Origin of the sequence: Brevibacterium sp. ZH18, from assembly GCF_022748595.1 — a bacterium.
In the GTDB taxonomy this organism is placed as follows: Bacteria; Actinomycetota; Actinomycetes; order Actinomycetales; family Brevibacteriaceae; genus Brevibacterium.
The window spans coordinates 26,422-36,419 of sequence record NZ_JALDSX010000036.1; the positions used below are offsets into that span (position 1 = coordinate 26,422).

Annotated in this window: 10 protein-coding genes; 2 read left to right on the forward strand and 8 right to left on the reverse strand. The window is 62.5% G+C overall.

The window, feature by feature from the left end; translation table 11 throughout:
* Positions 1-239: 239 nt before the first annotated feature.
* A complete protein-coding gene (mmsB, locus tag MPN20_RS12550; protein WP_242782651.1) occupies positions 240-1,148 on the reverse strand; it encodes a 3-hydroxyisobutyrate dehydrogenase in 909 nt (302 codons plus the stop codon).
* A gap of 140 nt (positions 1,149-1,288) precedes the next feature.
* On the opposite strand from mmsB, the gene MPN20_RS12555 reads away from it, so the two are divergent.
* Entirely contained in the window at positions 1,289-2,164 is an 876-nt protein-coding gene (locus tag MPN20_RS12555; protein ID WP_242782653.1) for a LysR family transcriptional regulator, read from the forward strand.
* A 48-nt stretch (positions 2,165-2,212) separates the two neighbouring features.
* Here MPN20_RS12555 and MPN20_RS12560 read toward each other — a convergent pair whose 3' ends face one another.
* From MPN20_RS12560 to rpmB, 7 genes are all read right to left on the reverse strand, one after another.
* A complete protein-coding gene (locus MPN20_RS12560) occupies positions 2,213-2,959 on the reverse strand; it encodes a 3-hydroxybutyrate dehydrogenase (RefSeq protein WP_242782657.1) in 747 nt (248 codons plus the stop codon).
* 132 nt (positions 2,960-3,091) lie between these two features.
* The gene (locus MPN20_RS12565; RefSeq protein ID WP_278189888.1) at positions 3,092-4,447 is read right to left on the reverse strand and encodes an MFS transporter; all 1,356 of its coding nucleotides are present in this window, start codon (positions 4,445-4,447) and stop codon (positions 3,092-3,094) included.
* 372 nt (positions 4,448-4,819) lie between these two features.
* Positions 4,820-6,901, reverse strand: a complete 2,082-nt coding sequence (locus tag MPN20_RS12570; protein ID WP_242782659.1) for a cytochrome c oxidase assembly protein — start codon at positions 6,899-6,901, stop codon at positions 4,820-4,822.
* A gap of 167 nt (positions 6,902-7,068) precedes the next feature.
* Positions 7,069-7,356: an HU family DNA-binding protein gene (locus MPN20_RS12575; protein ID WP_242782661.1), complete on the reverse strand. Its 288-nt coding sequence runs from the start codon at positions 7,354-7,356 to the stop codon at positions 7,069-7,071.
* Between the two features lie 69 nt (positions 7,357-7,425).
* Positions 7,426-7,731: a 30S ribosomal protein S14 gene (rpsN, locus tag MPN20_RS12580; RefSeq protein WP_242782663.1), complete on the reverse strand. Its 306-nt coding sequence runs from the start codon at positions 7,729-7,731 to the stop codon at positions 7,426-7,428.
* Positions 7,732-7,737: 6 nt separating this feature from the next.
* The gene (gene rpmG, locus MPN20_RS12585; protein ID WP_347566831.1) at positions 7,738-7,908 is read right to left on the reverse strand and encodes a 50S ribosomal protein L33; all 171 of its coding nucleotides are present in this window, start codon (positions 7,906-7,908) and stop codon (positions 7,738-7,740) included.
* Positions 7,905-8,141, reverse strand: a complete 237-nt coding sequence (rpmB, locus tag MPN20_RS12590; protein WP_242782667.1) for a 50S ribosomal protein L28 — start codon at positions 8,139-8,141, stop codon at positions 7,905-7,907. The genes rpmG and rpmB overlap by 4 nt, the downstream gene beginning before the upstream one ends.
* A gap of 749 nt (positions 8,142-8,890) precedes the next feature.
* On the opposite strand from rpmB, the gene MPN20_RS12595 reads away from it, so the two are divergent.
* The gene (locus tag MPN20_RS12595) at positions 8,891-9,871 is read left to right on the forward strand and encodes a protein kinase (RefSeq protein WP_242782669.1); all 981 of its coding nucleotides are present in this window, start codon (positions 8,891-8,893) and stop codon (positions 9,869-9,871) included.
* The last annotated feature ends 127 nt before the right edge of the window (positions 9,872-9,998 follow it).

Genomic DNA, 9,998 nt, shown 5'->3' on the forward strand with positions numbered 1-9,998 from the left:
ACCCGTCGAAGTTGCAGGTCCCCGGCACAAGCCTCAGCTACCTCGACTCCCGCGCACAATTTCGCGCAATCTCTCCCGCGCGCAGTACGACGAACGGTTGGCACGTTCTGTTCGAGATCCGTTCGCGGATCCAGCAGAACATGCCAACCGTTGGTGAGAGCCCACGTACCGAAGTGAGAACCCACGTACCGAAGTGAAATCCCGTGGCGTCGGTGAGTTCCCGTGCGCCGGTGGTGCTCCTACTTCTTGGGCAGGCCCTGGGCGTTTGGATCGATGTTCTTGATCAGCGCCGAGGTGTCGAGACCTTCGAGGCCCTCGTCGATGAGCTTCTGCAGCTGGGCGTGAACGAGCTTCGCCGCTGGCAGGTCGAGTCCCTGCGTATCGGCGCCGGCAAGCGCCAGCCCGACGTCCTTATGCATGAGGGCAGTGGCGAAGCCGGGCTTGAAGTCGTTGTTCGACGCGGCTGTCGTTGTCACTCCGGGCACCGGGTACCAGGTGCGCAGGGGCCAGGAATCGCCCGAAGACACCGTGGCGATGTCGTAGAAGACCTTCGGATCGAGGCCGAAGCGATCGGCGAGAACAGCACCTTCGACGACGCCCTGCAGGCTGATCGAGAGCATCATGTTGTTGACGATCTTGGCGGCCTGACCAGCAGCTTCACCGCCGGCGTGGAACATGTTGCCCGCCATCGGCTCGATGAAGGTCTTCGCTTCGGCGACGTCGTCATCGGTGCCGCCGAGCATGAAGGTCAGAGTGCCAGCTTCGGCACCGGTGACGCCACCGGAGACAGGACCGTCGACGAAGCGGAAGCCGGCCTTGGCTGCCTCCGAGTGCAGAGCGCGAGCCGAATCGAAGTCGATCGTCGAGGAATCGACGAGCAGCGTCTTCGTGTCTGCATTGGCCAGGACGCCGTTAGGCTCGAGGTAGACAGCACGGGCGTGCTCACCCTTGGGCAGCATCGTGAAGATGATGTCCGCGCCGGCGACAGCCTCGGCGATCGAGTTCACTCCGGTGACACCGTTCTCCACAGCCGCAGCCAGGGCCTCGGGTACCAGGTCGAATCCGTTGACAGTGTGACCGGCCTTGACCAGGTTCGCGGTCATCGGTCGGCCCATGTTTCCCAGGCCGATCCATCCAATCGTCGACATAAAATGCCTCCTCGCATCATGTTGTGACTCACTCAAGTGTTCCCACTCACATTACGCCAGTCGATCACCGGTCGCCGGGTCCGAAGAATCACCTATTCCGCACCGGATATGTGCATGCACGCAGATAGGATGGAGTCACTATGGCCCTCTATGCACCTGGTGGTTCCGGATCGCAGATCTCCCCGGAGGATCTGCTGACGCTGCTCGCTGTCGCGCGTCTGGGAAAGTTCACCGCTGCCGCCCACAGTCTCGGGCTCAACCATACGACCGTGTCTCGACGCATCGCCGCTCTTGAGAAGTCCTACGGAGAGCGCCTGCTCGTGGCCTCGCCGGACGGATGGGAGCTCAACGCGGCGGGCCGCCAGCTGCTGCCCGTGGCCGAGGACATCGAAGCCGCTCTGGGCCGCATCGATGCCCGCGAGAGCTCCTCACTGTCGGGCACGATCCGGCTGGCATGCCCGCAGGCCTTCGCCCTCGAATTCGCAGTGCCGGCGCTGACGCAGCTGCAGCGCAGCCACCCGAGTCTGCAGATCGAGCTCATCACCGCCACTCAGCGCGCCCGACAGTACCGCTCGGGCGTCGACATCGAGATCGTCGTCGGGCGACCGGATGCCCCGCGCAGCGTCGCCAAGCACATCCGCGACTACCGCCTCCAGCTCTACGCCGCCCAGGATTACATCGCAGCACACGGAATGCCGGTCTCACTCGACGATCTCGCCGATCACCGGCTCATCTACTACATCGAGAACTCTCTGCAGGTCGACGACCTCGACGATGCGGCCGATGCCCTGCCGCGAAGCGCGGGATTCTTCCGGTCCACTTCGGTCCATGCGCATGTTCTCGCCACCTCGAACGGTGTCGGAATCGGGATCCTGCCCGACTTCCTCGCCCACCACAACTCTCGCCTCGTGCAGGTGCTGCCTGATCAGTTCTCGAAGCACGTCTCCTACTGGGCCTCTGTCCGCCACGAATCCCTGCGCAACGCAGGGGTCCGCAGCGTCCTCGAAGTCCTCTGAGTCAGGCAGCGGGGCCAAGTGCCGCTCAAGCGGCGGGCCAAGCGCCGCTCAGGCGGCGGTCCAGCCTCCATCGATGCTGTGGGCGCTGCCGTTGATGACAGCTGCCGCATCGCTGGCCAAGAACAGGGCCAACTGGGCGATGTCGTCCGGCTCAGCGAGCTTCGGCACCGCCGAGTGGCCGAGGAAGACCTGCTCGAGGACTTCGCCTTCGCTGATCCCGTTCGTCTTCGCCTGATCGGCGATCTGGCCCTTGACCAGGGGCGTGAGCACATAACCCGGGTTGATCGCATTGCAGGTGACCCCGCGCGGACCGGCCTCGAGCGCGGTCGTCTTCGTCAGGCCCATGAGACCGTGCTTGGCTGCGACGTAGGCGGACTTGTTCGCCGACGCGCGCAGGCCGTGCACTGACGAGAGGTTGATGATCCGCCCCCAGCCCTTCTCGTACATCCCCGGCAGCACCGCCTTCGTGAGCACGAACGGTGCCTCGAGCATGAGCGTGTTGATGAGGCGCCATTCCTCGAGCGGGAATTCGGTGATCGGGTGGATCCGCTGGATCCCGGCATTGTTGACGAGGATGTCGACGTCGAGGTCGACCCCTTCCAGCGCCGAGGTGTCCGCGAGGTTCACGGTCCACTCCTCGCCCCCGATGGTGTCGGCGACGGCTTTCGCCGAGTCTTCGTCGACGTCGGCGACGATGACGTGGGCTCCCGCTGCGGCGAGAGCTTCGCTCATCGCTTTGCCGAGCCCTGAGGCTCCGCCTGTTACGAGAGCGCGTTTGCTGCTGAGATCGACCATTGCTGTCCCTTCGATCGTTGTCGTGCTTCGACTGTGTTGTCCGCTGTCATGCATTCGGGCGGTGCCGATGTTCATCGGCACCGCCCGAATACCGAGCTCACTATTGTGTGTTCCAGTGTTGAAATGTGGCTATCAGCGCTTCAGCGCGTGACGACGATCTTTGTCCACCTGGTCGAGAGAACGCAGGTCGATTCCCTTGGTCTCACGGGTGTACATGAGCGCGATCATCGAGATGACGGCGGCTGCCAGGAGGTAGAACGCGATCGGAATCGACGAGTCGAACTTCTGCAGCAGTGCAGTCGCGATGATCGGTGCGAACGAACCGGCGACGATGGCGGTGACCTGGTATCCGGTCGAGACGCCCGAGTTGCGCATACGAGTGGGGAACATCTCCGACATGATGGCCGGCTGGCCGGCGTACATGAGTGCGTGGAAGATGAGGCCGAGCAGGAGCGCCAAGAAGATCAGACCCCCGTTGGCCGTGTCATACAACGGGAAGGCGAAGAAGCCCCACGAAGCAGTGAGCACGATGCCGATGCCGTAGGGCAGCTTGCGTCCGACCCTGTCTGCCAAGGCACCGACCATCGGCACGAGCACGGCATGGATCGCATGTGCGCCGAGCAGCAGACCGAGGATCTCGCTTGATTCGATCCCGACCGCGATTGAGAGATAGGTGATCGAGAACGTGACGACGAGATAGTAGTGGATGTTCTCGACGAATCGCAGACCCATGGCAGCGAAGACCTCACGCGGGTAGCGCTTGAACACAGCCTTGATGCCGTAGTCCACACCCTCCTCGATCTCTTCGGCCTGGACCTGCTCAAAGATCGGAGCATCGGTGACGCGGGTGCGAATGTAGTAGCCGATGAGGACGATGATGGCTGAGAGCCAGAACGCCACACGCCAGCCCCACGACAGGAAGTGCTCTTCGGTCAGAGTTGCGGTGAGGATGAAGAGCACCGCGGTGGCAAGCAGGTTGCCCAAGGGCACGCCTGACTGCGGGAACGACGACCAGAAACCGCGTTCCTTGTTGGGTGCGTGCTCTGCGACGAGGAGGACGGCGCCGCCCCATTCTCCGCCGACGGCGAAGCCCTGGACAATGCGCAGGAGAACGAGCAGGATCGGAGCGAACGGACCGATCTGGTCGAAGGTCGGCAGGCAGCCCATGAGGAACGTAGCCACACCGACGAGGACGATCGAGAGCTGGAGCAGCTTCTTGCGGCCGTACTTGTCGCCGAAGTGACCGAAGACGATACCGCCGATGGGGCGGGCGATGAAGCCGACCGCATAGGTGGCGAAGCCAGCCAAGATCGGCGTCAACGGGTCATCCGAAGGTGGGAACAGAATGTGGTTGAACACCAGTGTGGCTGCCGAGCCGTAGAGGAAGAACTCGTACCACTCGACAACGGTTCCTGCCATCGAGGCGGCGACGACCTTGCGCAGCTGTGCGCGGATCGACTTCCTCTCGGCAATGTTCGAAGAACTCATGACTCTCCTTGATTTCCACGATCCGCGTCACCATTGAATGCGCGAATCGACTTGCTGTGACGTTTTGCTCCGGTTGGCCGAATGACCGTGAACCGCCTCTGTGCGGCTCCAGGTCGACGACACCCCGACGAGCATGTGACGTCTGGTCGAATATGATCCATGCAACAGTCTGCGTCATCGAGTCGACAATTTCGCGTCGTTAAGGCGCTAATTCGGGAATTCTTCTGCACATTCCTGCACATGTGGTGTGCGCACTTCGATCTTTCCGCAGCCCATGTTCAGCCAGTGAGCCAAGACCCCTTGCCGACTTAGAGGTAGGACGAGCCGCCGGCTCGGCGCCGGCCAGCGTTCACCTGCCCTCGAGCAGGCGAGTTATCGTCTGCGCTGGTTCATCTCGCTGTCGCGGTCGGCCATCTTCGAGAGCATGTCGTTGTAGGCCCGCAGTTCGGCATCGTCGGTGCGCGCTTCGCTGCGGTCGATGCGCTTGGCCTCTCGGTCAGAGGACTTCGACCACTGCATGGCCACCATGATCGCGATGAACAGGGTCGGGAACTCTCCGATGCCCCAGGCGATTCCGCCGCCGAGCTGCTGATCCTCGATCGCTGAGTAACCCCAATCAGCACCGATGTTGCCGAACCAGTCGCCTTCGATGAGGACTTCTGAGCTCATGATCGAGATGCCGAAGAAGGCGTGGAACGCCATCGTGATCAGCAGCATCAGCAGACGCATCGGGTACGCGGGTCGCTTCACTCCCGGATCGATGCCGATGAGGGCCTGCGCGAACAGATAGCCCGCGCCCAGGAAGTGGATGATCATCAGCTCGTGACCGAGATGCCACTCGAGGGCGTACTTCATGATCCCCGAGTAGTAGAAGATGACGAGCGAACCGGCGAAGTTCACGCTCGCGAAGATCGGGTTCGCGAAGAAGCGCATGTACGGCGTATGGACAAGCCACAGCACCCATTCTCGGATGCCGCGCGATCCGTCCGTGCGAGCCTTCGTGCCGCGCATCAGCAGTGTGATGGGCGCTCCGAGCACCATCGGCAACGGCACCACCATGATGAGCAGCATGTGCTGGATCATGTGGCCGGAGAATTGGATCTCGCCGTAGACCCGGGCGCCGCCCGAGGTCACGTAGACGAGGAAGATCATGCCCAGCAGCCAGCAGATCAGGCGCATCACAGGCCAGGAGTCGCCTCGGCGGCGGAGATTGACGTACCCGGCGATGTAGGCCACGGACAGACCCACCGCGACAGCGATCCACAGCGGGTCCAGGGACCATTCGGTGAAGTAGTGGGACAGCGACGGCGCAGGCGGCAATGGCTCACCGGTGAGTATCTCGGCTGGGGTGGGGTCGCCGACCGGTGCCTGCGAGACCGGCGGCTGCGATCGCGACAAGGCAACTGCCAGGCCCATCGTGGCCCCGAAGATGACGAATTCGACGACGATGAGGCGCCAGAACTCCCTCGTCGCCGAGGCGGCTGTGCTCAGGCGGCTGATGACGAACTGGCGGTGCCAGAATCCGACCAGGCCGAGCAGAATCGTCGCGATGGCCTTCGCCACGATGATCTGGCCGTACGGGGTCATGAGATCGGCGAAGCTGTGCACGCGAAGCAGCGAATTCTCGACGCCGGAAAAGGCGACGACAACGAAGGCGACCAGGGCGAACGTCGAGTAGCGCTGGATCACGGTCCGCAGCTGCGTCGACCGGGCCAGGCCGGGACCGAGGAGGGCGATGACGAAGAGTCCGCCCAACCAGATCGTGACTCCCAGGAGATGCAGGCCGATGCTGTTGACAGCTTGGGTGTGGCCTGAGGCTTCAGCCGAGTGCCCCATCAGGGCCAACGGAATCATCACGCCCACACTGAGCACGGCGGCTGCCGCGACGCCGAGGTAGGAGCGCGAGCCGAAGCATAGCGTCGAAGCCATGGCGATGAGGACGACGATGAGGATCCAGAGCTGCCCGAATGCGATCTGAGTGAGAAATACGCCGAGCTGGCTGGAGAAGTCCAGGTAGGCCTGAGCGCCCACGGTGTCGACGAATGTGAAGACGAGGACGGCAACCGCGGAGATCGTCCAGACGATGGACGCCACCTCGGCGATTTTGAGTGCCTTCTCCCACAGCGGGTCGAGGGCGGGCCCGGCACCGTTTGCAGCGGGCCGTGCGTTCTTCGTGGTCTTCCTGCCGCCGGTACCGCGTCCGGCCGTGCGAGGGAGGATGAGGAGGGCGAACATCAGCGCACCAATGGTCACCGACATCGCCAAGTTGAACACGAATTTCGCGGCCGGAAGCCCAAATCTCACAGAGGGTCCGGGATCATTCAGCAGCGTCGCCTCGGCGGCTCCGGTGAAGAGCATCGCCAGCAGGCCGACGACGAGTCCGAGGATGACAACGATCGGAACGGCAGCGCGTGCGGCGAACCGGACGATCGGTTCGAAGACTTGGGATTTCACAGGGCGCAGCCCGCCGTTTCTCTCATGATTCCAGGATATCGCCCGAGTCTGGGGACCAGCCACTTGCGAGGGTCGGACGTGGTCGAGATCTCGGCGATCCGCCGCGGTGAGGACACAAAATGGCCCGGACCAATCGGTCCGGGCCATTTGATGCTAGTGCACGAAGGTCACTTCGGGGTGCCAGCGGCAGCCTTCAGCTTCGAACCAGCGGACAGCTTGACAGAGTAGCCAGCCTTGATCTGGATCTCTTCACCGGTCTGCGGGTTGCGGCCCTTGCGAGCGGCACGCTCGGTGCGCTCGACGGACAGCCAACCTGGAATGGTGAGCTTTTCGCCCTTGCCGACGACGTCAGAGAAGACATCGAAGACACCATCAAGAACATCCGAGACCTGCTTCTGGGTCAGTCCGGACTTTTCTGCAACTTCTGCAACGAGCTCACTACGGTTCTTAGCCATAAAAGTGTCCTCCTTAGGACAAGTCGGTCGGTTACCGGTCCGTTTTTCCGATAACGAACTTCCTCGAGATTACCAGCTTGACTTCGTGATGCCGGGCAACTCGCCGTTGTGCGCCATTTCGCGGAAACGAACTCGCGAGAGCCCGAACTGCCGGAGGTAGCCACGTGGGCGGCCATCGACCTGGTCACGGTTGCGCACACGCACTGGAGAAGCATCGCGAGGAAGCTTCTGCAGGCCGAGGCGTGCTTCTTCACGCTGCTCGTCGGTGCTGTCGGGGTGTGTCAGCTGACGCTTCAGAGTCGCGCGGCGCTCTGCATAACGTTCAACAACGACGCGACGCTGCTTGTCGCGTGCGATCTTTGACTTCTTAGCCATGTGCGCTCAGCGCTCCTCTCGGAAATCGACGTGCTTGCGAACTACCGGATCGTACTTCTTGAGCACGATGCGGTCCGGATTGTTCCGGCGGTTCTTGCGGGTCACATAGGTGTACCCGGAGCCAGCGGTCGATTTGAGCTTGATGATGGGACGAACGTCCTGTGCCTTAGCCATCAGAGCTTCACTCCCTTGGCGATGAGTTCGCCGACAACGGCGTCAATTCCACGCACATCGATGACCTTGATGCCCTTGGCGGACAGGTTCAGGGTCACGCTGCGGCGCAGCGACGGAACGAAGTAGCGCTTTTTCTGAATGTTCGGGTTGAAGCGACGCTTGGTGCGTCGTTTCGAGTGGGACACGTTGTGTCCGAAACCAGGGACTGCCCCGGTTACTTGGCAGGTTGCTGCCATGACTCTCCTCCAGTTCACAAGTTACCGACTCTCGAAACAAGCTCGTCAGCACGGAGACCGTGCATGCTCGCTTGCGCCGATGTCGGAAGACATCAACAAATTTTCGCGAAAGCTGCCTGATCGGGCGTATTACCCAACCTCCCACCGGACAGATGCCCGATGTGCGGCGTTCGCAATGAAAATTGTGTACGCCAAACAGGTTTGCCCGTTTGGGCGAGATGTCTCACCAGCGCTGAAGCCGTAGCCTGTGAGAGATGGCCGAAGCTGGAGTGCAGCGGTGGGTGAGCACCATGCTGGTCCTACCAGACCGATCAATGATCTTTCCGATACGACGCAACAAATAACAATCTTAGAGAGAAACAGGCCCTCAGGGCAAATTCACCCGGTCCTCCTCTCCTCAGGCGACCATCCCCCGCCTCCCCCGCGGATTCGGGGGCGAGCGAGGTTGCCACGGAGGTGCGGACAAGGCGGTCGCGCAGGCGCGCTCGAAGTGGTCACGCACGGGGCGCTCGAGGCGGTTGCGCAGGCGCGCTCGGGGCGGTCGTCTGCGTGCGGACCGCCCGGTCGAAGATCGCGGGAAATTCTCAGCCGGCCCGAAGCAACGCCGGAGACCAGCGGAATGCCGTATCACTGCGGCCCTGTCACAGGCGTTCGACACCCTGCCCTGCCGTCAGCCGTGTTGAACACGTGCCGATCTCGTGCCAAGGTAAGAAGATGATTGCCACCACATCTGGCACTCAGGAGGACCGATGAGCGACGTTCCACCGAGGCCGCGAATTCGTCCGGCGACGAGTGATGACTGGCAGACGGAGCAACCCGATCGTGCCGTTTCCTCCCCGTCGCAGGGACAGGGGTCCGGCTCGAGTGCTGCCGACTTCGACAACTCGACGTATTACGAATATCTCGAGCGCCACACCGGAGATCAGCCTGCCTCCAAAGCCCGAACGGGCAATGTGTTCGCTCCCGCCGGAGACTCACCGTTCCAGGATCATGTCCAGACCTCGGCCGGATCTCAGCCCTCCCCCGGCCAGCGCACCGCGGCACGCGCGAGCGGACGGCCTCACGGCATCGCGCCGTACTCGTCATACAACAGCGTCGGCCACGGTGGCCCCGGAACTGGCCCGATAACACCTCTGAACCAGCCCACACCGCCGCCGAAGAAGAGCAACGGCGCGACGATCACGATCGTCATCGTTGCGATCCTCATTATTTTGGCGCTGCTGGCATTCTTCGGCATCCGGTCACTGGCGCCCTCTCCGGGCGCCGTGCCCGTCAATGTCGGCGGCGATGGCTCCGAGTCCGCGCCGGCATCTCCATCACCCTCGGACACGCTCGTCCAACCCACGTCCAGCCCCGAGGACACTCTGGCCTCCTTTACGGAGACCGGCACTGCCAAGGCAGCCGACCTCGAGGGGCAGTGGGTGACGCAGGTCAGCGCGAAGAAGGTCGGACTCGAAGCCGATGGGAAGTCCTGGACTGCCCAGGACGTTCTCAATGAGTTCGAGGCCAACCGCGTGAAATATCCGGGCGCGATCCTCATCCACAGCGGCGACTGGGGCTCGTACAAGGACGGCGACTACTGGGTCACCATCATCAGCACGCCCTACAGCGACCCCGAGGCCGCACTCGATCAGTGCCGCTCCTGGGGACTCGACCGCGACCACTGCCTGGCCAAGCGCCTGGTCAAAGACGGCAGTCCCACAGACAACAGCGCCTACCTCGACAAATGAGCTGAATCTCGACGACGACCGTCGAGGTTGTTCGCGATGAGGTTCTCCCCGGCACAGCTCATCGCTCACTGCTCACCGCGCAGCGCGCACAAAAAGTGTGGCTGAGGTGCATATTCGCACCTCAGCC